Source organism: Flavobacterium facile, assembly GCF_036321945.1.
Lineage (GTDB): Bacteria > Bacteroidota > Bacteroidia > Flavobacteriales > Flavobacteriaceae > Flavobacterium > Flavobacterium facile.
In genome coordinates this window covers 25,914-41,638 of the sequence record NZ_JAZAYT010000034.1, presented here as the reverse complement: position 1 = coordinate 41,638, position 15,725 = coordinate 25,914, and the positions used below count along the sequence as shown (strand labels likewise).

The window sequence follows — 15,725 nt, the reverse complement described above, 5'->3', positions numbered from 1 at the left end:
TAGGACTAATTTTCTAAACTCTATTAAAAATCAAAAAATAAATGAAAACTATAAAAATAATCGATCAATTAGACATAAAAAAAGGATTTCTTGTAGCGAAAACGGAACAAGTCTTTCTGAAACAAGGTTCTGTAGATGGTGCTTGTGGTCCTTATTGTTTATTTATGACATTAATAATTTTAGGAGTTATTAAATATAATGATGCTACAAATTTATGGTGGACAAAGCGAAGTTCTAGATTTGGAAAAATGCTTACCAAAATGCAAGAACATGATACTTTGTTTCAGAATGGCACACATCTAAATCAATTGCAAGATTTATTAGAGCATAGTTTTAAAAACACATTAGAATTAAATGTTTCTGAACAAAAAGGAAGAGCTTTAATTGATTTTTGCATTGAGCAACTTAAACAAAACAAACCTACAATTATTGGAGTAAATGGAGTTGATTTAGCACACTGGTTATTGGCTGTGGGTTTTGAAGAAAATGAAGAAGGTAAAGTTTGTAAATTATTTTTTTTAGATCCAAGTGGTGTAGATAATAGCAATTATTGGAATGCAGTAATAGAGGTAAATGAAACCTTTTACGGTCGATATTCTTATGCGTGGGTGGATTGTTCCGATGAAAGATTGGTGAGTTTTGAACATGGAATTTCTTTGGGATTAAAATAAATAAGTTTTCAAATAAACAGTAAAATGGCAGTAAATTACAAGCAAATAGTAAGACAAATAGAGGAAATGCAGCACAGCACTTTTTGCCCATTTAACGAATTTGATATAAAAAAACTACCAAGAAAACGTAGAGGTTTGTATTGGATTTGGACAAGTTTATCCTTGGAGGAATTAGCTAACTCTATCGATGACACTAATAAAAGCACCAAAAAAGTTCCCTTAGTTAAATTAATAAATCAGCGAAAAGGACTGGAAAATATATGTGGTATTAAAAAGGAGGGTTTTACTTTAGTGTATAACGGCATTGGTGGTTTTAAAAGTGAAACAAAAAAATCCGGATTAAGAGAGCGACTTTTGCAAGAGTTTAATGCAAAAAATGCTAAAACCGGATCGTTGAATATTTTCGAGCGTTATGAAGACAAGAGTAATTGGGCGGTAAGTTTTTTTGATTTTGATGATGAGGAAAATAAAAAACTTTTACCTTTTTTAAATGATCCTGATGCATACCTGAATTATGCTTCAGACTTAGAAAAATTATGGAGATTAGAATTTGGTCACCCAATTTTATGTAGACATTAACTATTTAATAAAAAAAGTAGTATTTTAGTACAAAATTTAATGAATGAACTCTAACTTTCTATTTCTTCAAAAAGAATTCCCTGCCATTTTTAACGAAATAAGCGATGCTGAAAAACATACTTTTACAGCACCTCGTTATGCCGCTTTATTGTGTAGAAGCACCTTAGAGAAAACCATTTTTTGGTTGTATCAAAATGATGAAGATTTAGAATTGCCTTATGATACTAAACTTGGTGCTTTACTGCACAACGATAGTTTCAAAGCCATACTAAAACCAAGTATGTTGATTGAGTTAGATGTAGTTCGTTTGTATGGAAACAATGCGGCTCACGGGAAAAACATAAGAGCTTTAGAAGCCTTACAATCACTCAAAAACACCTTTCGTTTTTTATCTTGGTTAAGCAAATATTACAGTGAAAGTAATCCTGACATACCTGAGTTTGATGAACGATTGATTCCGTATGGAGATGTTAATGATAAAAATAAAAAAGAACTACAAGCAGTAACCGAACAATTCGAAAAAGAACGAGAACAAGCCAAAAGAAACGCAAAGCAAAATGCGATTCTAGCAGAAGAAAATGAAAAACTAAAACAGCAACTTGAAAATCAATTACAGTTAATTGCTGAACGTAAAGAAGAAAGAAAAACAATTTTCAAAACTCAAGAGGTTGTTCCTGAATTAACTTCTGAAATACAAACTCGAAAAGTCTTAATAGATTTATTACTAAAAGAAGCAGGTTGGGAAAAGCTACGTCCAGGTATCGAAATTGAATATGAAGTACAAGGAATGCCAATCACTACAAATAAAACTGGATTTGGTTATGTCGATTACGTACTTTGGGATGATAATGGAAAACCCTTAGCAGTTGTGGAAGCAAAAAGCACTTTACACGATGCGAAAAAAGGAAAACATCAAGCCAGTTTATATGCAGATTGTTTAGAGAACAAAACAGGACAACGACCTATAATTTTTTATACAAATGGATATGAAACCTTTCTTTGGGACGATTCGTTTTATGCAGAACGTCAAGTACAAGGTTTCTACACTAAAGAAGAATTACAATTACTAATGAAAAGACGTTTTGAACGTTTAGACATTAGAAATTTTTCTGTAAATACAAATATTGCTGGACGTCCTTATCAATTAGAAGCTATTAAAAGAATAGCCGAAACTTTAGTAGTCTCAAAAAATGGTAAACTGATTGGAAAAAACAGAAAAGCATTACTAGTTATGGCTACAGGTAGTGGTAAAACACGAACCGCTGCAGCAATGGTTGATATGTTTACTAAATGCAATTGGGCAAAGCGAGTACTTTTCTTAGCGGATAGAAATGCCTTAGTTACACAAGCTAAAAATGCTTTTAAAGAACATTTACCTCATTTAAGTGCTATCGATTTAACTAAAGAAAAAGAAGATAATAATACCAGATTGGTCTTTTCTACTTATCCTACAATACTAAACAAAATTGATACTCTCAAAAGTGAAAACGAACGTTTTTATGGGATTGGTCATTTTGATGTCATTATCATTGATGAAGCACACCGTTCCGTTTACCAAAAATACCAAGCGATTTTCGATTATTTTGATGCAGTTTTAATTGGCTTAACAGCAACGCCTAAAAAGGAAATAGACAAAAATACCTATCATCTTTTTCAAATTGAAGATGATAATCCCACGTTTGCTTATGAATTGACTCAAGCGGTAGAAGCAAAATATTTAGTGCCGCCAAAAGCATTTGAAATTCCACTTAAATTTCCAAGAAAAGGATTAAAATATTCAGAACTAAGCGAAAGAGACAAAGTTCGTTTTGAAGAACTTTTTGGTATAAAAGGAGATGAATCTGATACAGGAATACCCGAAATCTCAAAAAGTAAAATCAATTCATTTTTATTTAATGATGATACAGTAGATAAAGTATTAGAATATTTAATGAAATATGGTCAGAAAATTGAAAGTGGCGATAAATTAGGAAAAACAATCATTTTTGCTAAAAATCATCAGCACGCTATATACATAGAAGAACGTTTTAATAAAAATTATCCAGAATTTGGAGGTAAATTTTTACGTGTTATTGATAACTACGAAGATAAAGCACAAGATTTATTAGAACGTTTTTGTTTTGATAAAGGAGAAGAAAAAGATCCTCAAATTGCTGTTTCTGTAGATATGATGGATACAGGTGTAGATGCGCCAAGAGTCTTAAATTTGGTGTTTTTCAAAGAAGTAAAATCGTATGCAAAATATTGGCAAATGATTGGAAGAGGCACACGATTGTGTCCTAATATTTTCGGAAAAGGAAAGGATAAAGAATTCTTTTTGATTTTTGACATTTGTGGCAACTTTGAATTTTTTGATGAATTTCCTGATGGCTTTATTCCTTCTACAACAAAGCCTTTGCACCAATTACTTTTTGAAACACAATTAGAAATTATTCTGAGTATTCAAAACAATGCAGATGCAAATGAACAAGATGATGAATTGGCTAAAATATACAAGGAAAACTTGTTTGAAAAAGTAAATCAATTAGATACCAATCGATTTGAAGTAAGAAAGCATTTGCGTTACGTAAATAAATATAAGAGTTGGTCCAACTGGAATGCTTTAACGCATAGTGATGAACTTGATGTACGACAAAATATTTCTCATTTAGTCGCCTATTCTGAAGATACAGATGAATTAGCCAAACGATTTGATTTGTTAATTTACCAATTAGAATTAGCTATAATCCATCAAAGCAATAAACAAATTCGTCATATCGAAAATATTAATACTATTGGAAATATGCTTTTTACAAAAAGAAATATCCCTGCAGTTGCCCAAAAGATAAATACCATAAATGCTATTATTTCAGACACGTTTTGGCAAAATATTTCCTTATTGCAATTAGAGAAAACAAGGGAGGAATTAAGAGGGCTAATTCAGTTTCTTAAAGACGAAAACAAGGAAAAACCTATATATTCAGATTTTACAGATGAACTTCCACTTGATGAGGTAAAAGAACATTTTATTTTAGACAACTATACTAAACTTCAAAGTTATCGTGATAGAGTGGAATCATTTATCAGAAAAAATAAAAATCATTTAGTAATTGATAAGCTATATAAAAATATTCCAATTACATCTTCTGAATTAATTATTCTGGAGCATTTTTTAATGCAGGAAGCTGAAAGTAAAGACCGTTTGTTTTCAGAATATGAAGAGCAACCTCTTAGTGTATTTATAAGAAGAATTTTAGGCTTAGATATTGAAGTAGCACAAAGTCATTTTGCAACCTTTATTCAAAATGAAAATCTTAATTCCAATCAAATTACCTTTATTCAAAAAATCATTGATTATTTAAATAAAAACGGCATACTTGAAAAAACTATGTTAACGCAACCACCTTTTAATGATTTAGATGATAATGGAGTAATAGGTATATTTCCAGATGAAGAAAAGTTAGTTAAAGTGATTAAATTAATTGAGGAAGTTAATCAAAATGCAGGTATGGGATAATATGATTTTAATATAATTTTCTCACATCTACACTTATTTTTTAAACGTAAAGATTCTTACTTTATTACCTTGATTTGATAGATAATTCTATTCCAATATATCTATATTCTAATCTTTTAATTCCTATTAAAATTAAAATTTTTATTGATTTTACGGTTTTCCGTAAAATCAATTTTTTTTTATATGGTAGTTTTGAAAAGTAGAACTTGTTTAAGATTGAATAGGTTTATATTAAGAGAATGTAAGATTAGCATTTTATAAATACCATTATAGTACATTTAATGAAAAGAATTTCACTTATTTCAAATACCAGTATTCAATATATAAAATTTGAAGCAACTATAGATTTAGAATTTTCTAAAATAAATAAAGTTCATTTTCATGAACCACTAGATACAAATATTTCTAATTTTATATTTGATCCACTCTATAAGGTTTCTAAAGAAGGAAATGAATGCTTTTATAAGAAAGAGGATTTAATTAAAAATAATTATTTAATAAATGAAATATTAAGAGAGGATGCCGATTTATCATCTCTTGAAGAAATCAATTCTAATTTTACGGTTAATAACTTAAAAAAAGTATTAAAACATTATAAAAAAAAATGGATTCCTTTACCTTTTTTCAAGGACAACTCCATAAACAAGAATATATTATATCCTACAGATTGGATTAGAGTTTATATCGATACTGATGAGGAATATAATAATGCGAAAATTATTTTAGCAATTGACACTACAACTGCAAAAAACTCCTTTGACAAAACTAGCCCAAGTTTAAGCCAAAATCCCGAAGAAAATATTTTCAAGCTAAATGCTAAAGAAATCGAATTAAGAGATTTTTTATTTACACCTCAAAATAATTGGCTAGATAAATATTTGGCAGAAGTATATTATGGTAATAATGAAGATTTAAAACTTGAAAAACCTTATAAACAATATATTGCAAATTATGTTTTATTATGTAAATGGCTATTTTCATTAAAAGATTTACCTGAAATTCAGTTGTTTACAGATGATTCTAAAAAAATTGAAGTGGATTTAGTTGTAGATTTAGGTAACTCAGCTTCTTGTGCGTTATTATTTGAAAACAACGAAGCAACAAGTTTTCAATTTGATAAGGTAAAAAAATTAAAAATTCAGAGCTTTACAAATCCTCATTTGGAATATGAAAATTCATTTCCAATGAACATAATTTTTTGTGAATCAAATTTTGGAAATTTTAAAAACACGAATTACCACAATGATAAATTTAAAATACCAAGTTTAGTAAGAATTGGTTATGAAGCTCAAGATATTATTAATGAAGCTTCCATTAATTTAAATCATGGAAAGGAAATTATTTCCTATAATTCAAGTCCTAAAAGATACTTATGGGATAAACAAACGGCAAATTTCGAATGGGAATTTTACCCTTTTAAAAACAAAACTATCAAAAAAGTTTATTTGCCAGGTATTTCAGAACAATTAAATACTAAAGGTGATTTAATTAATAAAAATGAGGTCTTTGGTGCTAAGTCTTTATATTCAAAAAACTCATTAATGAAGTTTGTGTTTTTAGAAATATTAATTCATGCTTATGTTCAAATTAACTCTTTTAAATTCAGACAAGAGCATGGAAACTTAACAAGACCAAGGACTCTAAAAAGAATAACGATTTCTTGTCCAACTGGAATGATTCAAGAAGAACAAATTGAGTTAAGAAAAGCAGCACAAGATGCTTGCATGTTATTGAATAATTATGTTAAATATTATTTTGAAGAAGAAAATAATAAATTTTGGTTTGAAATGCCAGAAATTATTCCATCTATTAAAGATTTAGAAAAAAAGCTTTCGCAGCAAGAAGAAAGAAAAGATTGGAACTATGATGAGTCAACCAGTTGTCAACTAGTTTTTTTATATGATTTACTTTCAAATAAATTAAAAAATCATAAGTATGTTATTGAAAATTATCTTCTAAATAAAAACAATTCGCTTACTATTGGTTCAATTGATATTGGAGCTGGTACATCAGATTTAATGATTAATACTTATGACTTTTCTTTTAATGATAAAGTAAAAGCAACCCCAAAACCTCTATTTTGGGAAAGCTTTAAATTAGCAGGAGATGATTTGTTAAAAGAAGTTATTCAGAGAATAATCATTGAAGGTACAATACAGAACGAGAATGATAATGGAACTTGTGGTGTAATTGAAAACCACGCAAAGTCCATCGGTATAGAAAATATTAATGAAAAATTAAACGGTTTTTTTGGTCAAAACACTAATAACATTGGACTAGTTGCAAGGTTAATGAGAAAAAATTTCATCAATCAAGTGGCCATACCAATTGCTTATTATTATTTGACTAATTCTAATGAGAAATCAAATAATCAGTTTGTAAAATTTGAAGATATTTTAGGAAAAGAATTTAAGAATAAAGAGCTTTTGGATTATTTTGAAAAGTATTTTGGATTTAGCTTTTTAGACATAAAATGGAATACAAATAATGCTAAAGTAAATGAGATTATTAGTTCGGTTTTTGATGGTTTAGTTAAGCAAGTGGCTTTAATTTTAAATCAATACAATTGTGATTATATTATTCTCTCTGGAAAGCCATGTTCTTCTAATGTTTTAGAAGCTTTATTTATGAAGTATCTAGATTGTTCTCCAAATAAATTAATAAATTTAAATCATATTTGGATAGGCAAGTGGTTTCCTTTTGCAGATGATAATGGTAATATGAAAGATGCAAAAACAGTTGTTTCTGTTGGAGCAATCATCGCTCTTATGTCAGGTAAATTAAAGAAGATGAATGATTTTGAATTGAATATTGAATATTTAAAAAATAATATTATTTCAACTGCCGATAACATATTAAAAGTTTCTAATTACTCCAATGAAGTAATATTATCTTCAAAGAAAAATGACGTTACTATTAATATAAATAAAATTCCTGAGTATTTTGGCTATTCTAAGTTCAATTCAAAAAATTATCCACTTTTCAATCTTAACTGTTTGTCATTTAATGATGATGAAATATTGAAAATTTTAAAAAATAGAAATCCGAATAAAGAAAATGCCTATTATTTGAATGAATTAAATGTTGAAAAAAATAAAATATTGCAAAATTTACCATTGAAAATTAATATTGTTAGAGACTTTGATGAATCAAAAGAATCATTAAAAATTGAAAGTATTGAAGATAGTGAAGGAAATGATAAACCAGTTAAATATTTAAACTTTACCTACCAAACTTTAAAAGATGAAAAAGGATACTGGTTAGATACTTGTGAGTTTATTTTAAATGTAAATTAATGTACAACATGGAAAATTTTTCAAACAACGATATTAGCAAAATAAAGAACACTATTGGTTTAAGTATAGATACTATAAAAGAGGCTTTAAATTGGAGTAATAACAATCTAAAATACGATAGTCATAATAAATTAAATAGTAAATTAAAAAACACTATTAATGTTTTAAATAAAATTGATTCAAATATAAACTCTAAACCAGTTATAGCAGTTTTTGGTGCTAGTCAAGTGGGCAAATCCTATTTAATTAAAAACCTATTAAGTGAAAACAATACACCTTTTTATATTTCAAATGGTACTCAAAAATACGATTTTTTAAAAGATATAAACCCACCTGGTACAGGTGCAGAAAGTACAGGGGTTGTAACACGTTTTACCATTGATAAAAACGAAAAATATTCTGATTTTCCAATTAAAGTAAAATTACTTTCACCAAAAGATTTACTAACCGTTAGCTTAGATTCTTTTTATCTTGATTCCAAAAAAATTACAACAATAATTGAAAAAAATGAAATTGAAAACCATCTTATAAAGTTAAATAAATTAGTTAACGATAACTATAAACAAAATAATTTTACTGAATTTGAAGTGCTTGAAGTTAAAGAATACTTTAAAAAACACTTAAATAAGTTTGCCTTACATTTTCAAAATTTTGAAGAAACCTTGTTTTTTGAAAAAGTGGGAAAAATAATTCATAAAATTAATCCACAAGATTGGACTTTGATTTTTGAAATATTATGGAATAAAAATAAATATTTTTCAGAATTATTTACTACTTTAATTAAGTCACTAGATTCTTTAGATTTTTCTAGAACTGTTTATGTGAAATTTGAAGAAATATTAAGAGAAAAAGGAAATGAAATTCTTGATGTTAAAAGAATAAACGAAATCTATAAAATTTCAGAAAACACTACAATAAAGGGTGATAATGGTAATTCCTATCAAATTCAGCCTTCTTTTTTAGCTGCCTTAATCGAAGAGTTAATTTTAACTATACCAGAAGAATTAGCAGAAAACAAACAGTTTTTAAATAACTCTGATTTATTAGATTTTCCTGGCGCAAGAAGTAGAAAAGCAATTGAAATTGAAGAAATAAATAATGAAGCAATTCCTGAAATGTTATTAAGAGGAAAAGTTTCTTATTTGTTTAATAAATATTCAGACGATTTTAATATTAATAATTTATTGTTTTGTACTAATGATCAACAGTTGTCAGTAAATGAATTACCTTATTTATTAGAAAATTGGATTAATAATAATATTGGAACAAATCCACAAGAAAGAATTAACTCTTTAAATAGTTCAGAGATTCCACCTTTATTTATTGTGTTTACTTTTTTCAATAATCAATTAAAATTCGATTCAACTAATGATATTAATTTTGAAACTACTGAAAATAAATTAGAGTACAAGTGGAATACAAGATTTAATACGTTTTTTGAAAATGAATTAGTTACTCCTACAAGAAATTGGCACAATGAGTGGGTTAACAATAGTTGTTTTAAGAATTTTTATTTATTAAGAGATTTTAAATATTCAAATGATTTTTATTTAGGTTTTGAAGTAAATGGTTTAGAAAAAGAGTTTAACCCAATAAGAACTAATTATTTTAAAGAACTAGAGAATTCTTTTGTAAATCATAATTTCGTTAAGAAACATTTTAATAATCCTGTAGAATCTTGGAATAATACAACTTCTATGAATTCAAATGGTGTGGAATTAATTATTAATAATCTTTCAAAAGTTTCAAATAATACAAGTAAAATAAATAGATATATTACAAAAATTAACGAGCTAACAAATGAGTTGGTATATGATTTAAAACAACATATTCATACAGATGACATAAATGAAATAAGAGCAAGAAACATGAAAGATGTGAATGAAATTCTTTTTTCTTTTAGTGCGCTTATAGTTAAAAACATTCATGCTTTTAATGATTTGATTATGTGCTTGTCTGTTGATTCTAAAGATGTTTTTAATCATTTAAATAAAAATATGACTATTGATGTTGGAGAAAAAAACATGGAAGGAATTGACGAATCAAATATTTTAATCACTCAATTTCCTGAACTTAAAAATGTCCAGACATTACAAGAAGCCATTATAATTTTAAAAAAAGCATTATGGTTAACAACTGATGATGAAGTTTTAACATTATTAGAAAATCATAAAATAGATAAAAATATTTTTGTAAAGTCCAAAAAAAGCAAATCAAAATCGGAAATCTTAACGGACTTAACTTTTGAGTATTGGAAAGAAAATATAACAAAAAATGAACTAGAGAAATTTTCTTATTTCTTAAAAAATGGAATTACTAAAAACAGCATCCTGTTTTTAATTGATTTCTTTGAAAAAATCATTAATCAAAGAAATATAAAAAATAAATACGAGCAGATTGTAAATAATGTAATTTCTAATATTGAATCTAATAAAGAAATAACAATATTTTTATCCGAAACCTTTACATTAATAATAAATGACTTAATTTATAATTTTGACAAAAATTATATTCAGCAAGAAGAAATTAATGAATTAGAAAAATTTAATTTAAATTTAAAATACTACAATAATACTGAAACAGTTACTGATGAGCAACTAAAAAAATTGTTTGAGGACACAGAAGAAAGTATTGATGTTCAAAAAGTTATTTTAGGTAAATACAACAAGTGGATTGATTTATTACGAATTGCAACAATTACTAATAGTGGTTTTGTTACGTATGATGAAGCAGCAAATAATCAATTGAAGAGTATTTTAACAAAATTCCAACCACTAAATTTTAATTAAATTATGGAAAAATTTCATCAAATTGCTACTGAACAATATATTCCAATATCCCATGACAAATCTTTTTTATTTGATTTGTTTGATAAAATAGCCAGTTTTATTGCTAAAGATTTAAGTTCTGAAAAAAATTATAGAAACGTACTTGCTAAACCTGTTAAAAATAATTTTGAAATTGATTTCTATTCTGTTTTTCCAAATTTAGTAAGTATCGATTCCACTGAAAACAAAAATTCAATATTACATGAATATTGGAATTTGATGCAATTAATAAATGATAAAATTGCAACTCTAAGTACATCAAAAGATGAAAATAATATATATTGGGCAAATTTACTAGCTTTAGTTTTTAATAAAAAAAACAATTTAATATTTAGCAACGGCACTAATTTTTGTATTGTATGGGGTTGGGAATTTGAAAACAATAATAATTACAAACCAATTTTTGACAATAATCCTAAAGTAGAAGAACAGAATTCAATAAAAGCAGATCCAAATGGAATTCCTGTTTCAGAACCAATAAAAGAACCAATTGAAGTTGATAATGTTTCAGATGTTACTTCTGAGGAGGATAATGAAAAAGAAATAGATGATCCTAAAAGTCCAATTGATAAACCTGAAGAAATTGAACCTGAAGTTGTAGCTGAAATTGAAACACAAGAACCCAACTCATTTTTAGAATTTTTAAAATGGTTTGCATCCAACTATTGGTGGTTACTTTTGGTATTAACAACTTTGATAATTATTGTGTTTTTTGTTAAATCATTAAAATATTAAAATGAAAGATTTTTTTTATAAAAACTGGATATTGTATTACATATTATTTTTTCTATTATTAGGATTACTTATTTATGCTTTATTATGGAATCCGACTTGTCCTGATTATCAACAAAAAATTAATGATTTAGAACAAAAAATAGAAGAATGTCAAAATATTGAATCTATTGATACAACAGCAGTTGTTGTCGATTCGTCTTCTGTAAAAAATGAAATAGTTGATTGTGATGCAACAGTAAAATCGGGTGGTAAAGGTACAACTGAAACAACACATCAATTAGGGCAAAATTCTGGAAAAGTAGTGATTAAATATAATATGCAAAATATACCAGATCAAATGATTGTGTATTATAATAATGAAATAGTAGCACAAACCGATGGATTGGTAAGTGGTTTAGGAACATTAGAATTTGAATACAATCCATCGGGTTCTAACTATAATTGCAAAGTAATTGTAAATGCACCACAAGATAAAACCAATTGGGAGTATATTGTAAACTGTCCAAATTAGCACATGAAACCAACTAAATTCCCTTTTTATTATTATCTAACCTTATTGTTAGCTTTTTTGCTTATGATTGTTTTTTGGATTTCAATTTTAAAAAATTTAAAATTTCAGAGTTCCAATTCTGAAATTATAGTTGAAAAGGTATATTGGCAACAAGAATATTTGCCTAAAGAAATTGGAAAATTAATTCCTATAGATACATCAAAAATAGTTATTGATTCAACCAATAATAAACAAATTGTCTCAAATTTAGTAAACATTGCACTAAAAGATAAAAAAGGTTCAATAGCAAAATTTGCTCACGATTTAAAACAAGAATACACTTCTGAGGATTATAAAATTGTTTATATTGATAGTGTAATTAATAGATTACAAGTTCAACTACCACAAGAAGATAGAAATGTTTTTAAAAATGAAGTTAAATCTAAACTAACCAATTATAAACTTTTAATTTGGGACGAAACGATATTTGGTTATACTAAAACATATTCTGACCCTTTATTAAAAAAATCAGAGGTAAATTGGTATTTTAATGCTATCAATGTTCAAAAAATTTGGGACAAAAGCACCGGCAATAAAGATGTTTTAGTTGCAGTTATTGATAATGGTTTTGATATAAATCACCCTGAACTTAAAGGTAAAATTAAACAAGCTTTTAATAGTATTTCTAAAGGCACTAATGTAAGTCCGAGTAATGTAAATCATGGTACTCATGTAGCCTCAACTATAGCTTCAAATGGAAATAATAATCAAGGTGTAGTAGGGATTTGCCCAGATTGTTCCATTATGCCAATTAAAGTAGAAGATGAAAATGGGTTCATGACTAATTCTTACATAATAGATGCTGTACTTTATGCAATAAAAAATAATGCTGATGTAGTAAATCTTTCTTTAGGTATGAATATTCCATTAGGTGTTAATGTTTCTTTAGAGCAACAAAAAAACATTATTAATTCTTCCGCTAAAGATGAAGAAGAATTTTGGGACGATTTATTTACTTATGCTGCAGAAAATAATACTATTTGTGTTTTAGCATCTGGAAATAGTAATGTATTAACAGGCATTGATCCATTCCAACGTTCAAAGAACACGATTAAAGTTGGAGCATTTAACCAACAAAATCAAAAAGCACAATTTTCAAATTTTGGTGACTTTACAAATATTTATGCTCCAGGAACAAATATTTTAGGAGCAAAACCTAATAATAAATACGAATTCTTAGAAGGTACAAGTATGGCAGCTCCAATAGTTTCTGGAATAGTCGCGCTTCTAAAATCTAAAAACAAAAACATCACAGTTGAAGAGGTGAAAACTTATCTTTCAACAAATAGTATTCAGAAAAACAACATTAAACAACTATACATAAACAATTTTTAATATTTACAAAATGAAACAAAAAAATTATGCCTTTGTCGATATTGTATCAAATACTTTTTTACTTATTTTACTTTGTTCTAACTTTTTAGCACTTTTATATATAACCAAAGGAAATACAGTTTTTAGTTTTATAATAAGTTTCTTTATAACAGTTTTATATTATTTTACAGTAGCAAAAATGACTGAAAATAAAGAAGCCTTAGTAAGACAGAATTACAAACATCCTGCTATTATATTTATTGTGTTTTTCACAGTTTTAGCTTTTGTTAGTTTTATTTTTATGTCACATTTTTTAAACATAGAATTTAATGCTAAACCAAAAATACAAGAAGAAGCAATTCAAAAAATAAAACTAACTTCATATTTTGTAGACACTTATGATAAAAGAAGTAAAACCGAAATACAAGATTTTGAAGCAGATCTAAGAACAAAACTAACAAATTATAAAAAATATCAAAGTAATGTATTGCGTAATAAATTAGAAAATAGTCCTTTTAATGTAAGTACTACTGTTTTAAATTCACCTAGTTATATTGATGTAAACCAGGTTACTATTGCTACTATATCTCCATTACATATTAAAGTAGAAGCAAACAAAAAATATTTTAATGTAAATATCGCAAAAAACAGTGAAAAATTCATGAAAGTATTTCAAAATTGGCAACGTTTAAGTATTATGACTACTTATGCCAATTTAAATAATTATGTAGAAGAAAGTTATAATAATGTTAACGAAAAAATTAAACTTTTACCTTTTGATAATACTCCAATACCTAATGTAGGAAGTTCAAAATTATTACCCCTTGATAGTCCTTCTAAGCTAACCATATTATACAAACCAAACTATGGCTTTATTGGTTTTGTTATTTTAATTATACATTTAGGAATACTACTTCCTTATATTTTAGGTAAAATTAGAAGAACGTTGAAAACAGATTTTTCTTTATCTGAACAAGCAAAAAAATTAGTAAGAGAAATTGAATAATAATAGACATCAAGATGAACGATATAATTAAAAAACAAATATTACTTGAATGTAATAATTTAGAAATTCAACAATTAGTAAAATTAATTAATGAAAATAATTTTACTATTCTAGATTTTCAAGAAGCAGGTTTAGATTTTACTAAATTAGAAGCTGTAAAAACGGAATTTGATATAGTTGCAAAAGCAAAAATTCAAGCAGAAATAGAGCGAAAAAGGAAAGAAGAAGAAGAAATGCAATTAGCTCATAAAAACCACGCAAAAATTGAAATATTAGAAAAAATAAAAAATAATAAAATTAATGCAGATGATATTAAAAGTGCTATAAAATCAAAATTCATTTCAATTTCAGATATCGAAGAAATTGATTTATCTAATAGATTAAAAAAAGCTTTAGTGAATTATGTAGAATCAGATACAACTATTACATCTTATAGTGTAAATGAATTACCTGAAATGCAAGAAGGTAGAACAGATATTTATTGCATAGGTTTAGCAGGAACGGGTAAAACAACTATGCTAACAGGTTTATTAAAAGTAGCACATGAAAAAGGCGCATTAATATCAGATACTTATGCTGGAAACCAAGGTATTAATTTTCAAACAACTATTATACAAAATTTAAGTAGAGGCTTTATTCCACCTAGAACTGCACATAATTCATATATTTATGTACCAGTTTCAATAAATGACGAAAATGGTATTGCGCATCCATTAAATATTGTAGATGTCCCTGGAGAAATTTTCAAAAACATAACTGAAACAGGAGAAGCACAAGATTTTTTAAAATATATTAATAACAATAATAAAAAAATATTTTTTATAGTAATTGATTCCATGATTCATGGAAATTATGATGCTAAAACTTTAGACCAATCTTTAGTGTATCCAAATATTTTACAAATATTAAAATCAGAAGGAATTGCAGATTCAATTGATGCGATTTATTTCGTAACCAATAAATTCGATTATTTAAAAGACAACGAATATGGTTTTGACGATAGAGAAGATGGTGATTTAGCATTAGAATATATCAATACTCATTTTAAAGCGTTAATAACAAATTGCTTTAACTTAAGAGATAACTCAAAATACAAGTTTAGAATAAAATCATTGCCATTTTCAATCGGTAAATTACGTTGGGGTGCAGTAGTCGAAGAATTTGATAAAAAGTATTCTGAAACTTTATTAGAAATCTTATTAAACGATTCCTTTATTGTAAAAGGGGGCTCTCATAAAGTATTCAATTAA

General features: G+C 26.7%; 10 protein-coding genes. All 10 read left to right on the top strand.

What is annotated here, in order from left to right:
- The first annotated feature begins 41 nt into the window (after positions 1 to 41).
- The 10 genes from UEQ13_RS10700 to UEQ13_RS10655 all read left to right on the top strand — a co-directional run bounded on the left by UEQ13_RS10700 (position 42) and on the right by UEQ13_RS10655 (position 15,725).
- On the top strand, positions 42 to 671 hold the full coding sequence (locus UEQ13_RS10700) for a hypothetical protein (RefSeq protein WP_329806337.1): 630 nt from the start codon (positions 42 to 44) through the stop codon (positions 669 to 671).
- Between the two features lie 24 nt (positions 672 to 695).
- Entirely contained in the window at positions 696 to 1,250 is a 555-nt protein-coding gene (locus tag UEQ13_RS10695; protein ID WP_329806336.1) for a hypothetical protein, read from the top strand.
- A 43-nt stretch (positions 1,251 to 1,293) separates the two neighbouring features.
- Positions 1,294 to 4,746 carry a DEAD/DEAH box helicase family protein gene (locus UEQ13_RS10690; RefSeq protein ID WP_329806335.1) on the top strand — a complete coding sequence of 1,151 codons (3,453 nt, stop codon included), beginning with the start codon at positions 1,294 to 1,296 and terminating at the stop codon, positions 4,744 to 4,746.
- 281 nt (positions 4,747 to 5,027) lie between these two features.
- Positions 5,028 to 8,042, top strand: a complete 3,015-nt coding sequence (locus UEQ13_RS10685; protein ID WP_329806334.1) for a virulence factor SrfB — start codon at positions 5,028 to 5,030, stop codon at positions 8,040 to 8,042.
- An 8-nt stretch (positions 8,043 to 8,050) separates the two neighbouring features.
- Positions 8,051 to 10,831, top strand: coding sequence for a virulence factor SrfC family protein (locus tag UEQ13_RS10680; protein ID WP_329806333.1), 2,781 nt, complete (start codon positions 8,051 to 8,053; stop codon positions 10,829 to 10,831).
- A gap of 3 nt (positions 10,832 to 10,834) precedes the next feature.
- Positions 10,835 to 11,605, top strand: coding sequence for a hypothetical protein (locus UEQ13_RS10675; protein WP_329806332.1), 771 nt, complete (start codon positions 10,835 to 10,837; stop codon positions 11,603 to 11,605).
- Position 11,606: 1 nt separating this feature from the next.
- Positions 11,607 to 12,116, top strand: coding sequence for a hypothetical protein (locus tag UEQ13_RS10670; protein ID WP_329806331.1), 510 nt, complete (start codon positions 11,607 to 11,609; stop codon positions 12,114 to 12,116).
- Positions 12,117 to 12,119: 3 nt separating this feature from the next.
- Positions 12,120 to 13,490: a S8 family peptidase gene (locus UEQ13_RS10665; RefSeq protein WP_329806330.1), complete on the top strand. Its 1,371-nt coding sequence runs from the start codon at positions 12,120 to 12,122 to the stop codon at positions 13,488 to 13,490.
- 10 nt (positions 13,491 to 13,500) lie between these two features.
- Positions 13,501 to 14,475, top strand: a complete 975-nt coding sequence (locus tag UEQ13_RS10660; protein WP_329806329.1) for a hypothetical protein — start codon at positions 13,501 to 13,503, stop codon at positions 14,473 to 14,475.
- 14 nt (positions 14,476 to 14,489) lie between these two features.
- Complete coding sequence (locus tag UEQ13_RS10655) at positions 14,490 to 15,725, top strand: TRAFAC clade GTPase domain-containing protein (RefSeq protein WP_329806328.1); 1,236 nt, start codon at positions 14,490 to 14,492, stop codon at positions 15,723 to 15,725.